General features: G+C 69.5%; 1 protein-coding gene and 1 pseudogene. Both read left to right on the forward strand.

Annotated elements, in window-relative coordinates; genetic code table 11:
- Positions 1-541 (forward strand): ABC transporter ATP-binding protein (locus J7E68_RS19050; RefSeq protein ID WP_215175112.1); only part of this gene is annotated, 541 nt, incomplete at its 5' end.
- A 79-nt stretch (positions 542-620) separates the two neighbouring features.
- A pseudogene (locus J7E68_RS19055) lies at positions 621-960 on the forward strand (DUF4032 domain-containing protein); the annotation flags it as partial.

A 960-nucleotide genomic window follows, 5' to 3' on the forward strand; every position in this document is an offset into this window, starting at 1 on the left:
CACGGTCTACGTCACGCACGACCAGACCGAGGCGCTCACGATGGGCGACCGCATCGCCGTGCTCAAGGACGGTCTGCTGCAGCAGGTCGGCACCCCGCGCGACCTGTACGAGAAGCCCGAGAACGTCTTCGTCGCCGGCTTCATCGGCTCGCCTGCGATGAACCTGTTCAGCGCAGACCTGGCAGACGGCGGCGTGCGCTTCGGCACCGAGGTCGTCCCGCTCGACCGCGACACGGTGGGCCGTGCCAACGGCTCGCAGGTCACCGTCGGCGTGCGTCCCGAGGACATCACCGTCGGCCCCGCCGACGGCAAGGGCCTCTCGGTCGTCGTTGACCTCGTCGAAGAGCTCGGCGCCGACGGCTACCTCTACGGCCACACCGAGATCAACGGAAAGCGCGCCGACCTGGTCGCCCGCGTCGACGGCCGCAGCCACCCCAACGCGGGTGAGACGGTCACGCTCGCAGCCAACGCAGGCCACGTGCACGCGTTCGACATCGAGTCCGGCGTCCGCCTGAACGACAAGCCGATCGTCTCCGCCTGATCGGATCCACAGACGCGGCGCGGGCTGACTTCGGTCGCCCGCGCCGCTTCTGCTTTCCCCCACCACCGTCTGGAGAGCCATGCAGGATGCGCTGCGGATCACCGCGAGCTCGATCGACCCCGGGCTGCTGGCCCTGCCCTGGTCGACCACTCTGGCGAAGTGGCCGTCCGAGAAGATCGTCTCGCTGCCGAAGGGCCTCTCCCGCCACCTGGTCAGGTTCGCCGATCTCTCGGGGCGCGTCGTCGCCGTGAAGGAGACGACCGACGAGATGGCGAGGCGGGAGTACGAGATGCTCGGCAACCTCGCCCGCCTCGACGTGCCCTGCGTCGATCGCGTGGCCGTGATCGCAGGACGCTCGGATGCCGACGGCGAGCCGCTTCCCGCGGCCCTCGTGACTTCGCACCTGCGATTCTCGATGC

Origin of the sequence: Microbacterium sp. ISL-103 (genome assembly GCF_018613995.1) — a bacterium.
Lineage (GTDB): Bacteria > Actinomycetota > Actinomycetes > Actinomycetales > Microbacteriaceae > Microbacterium.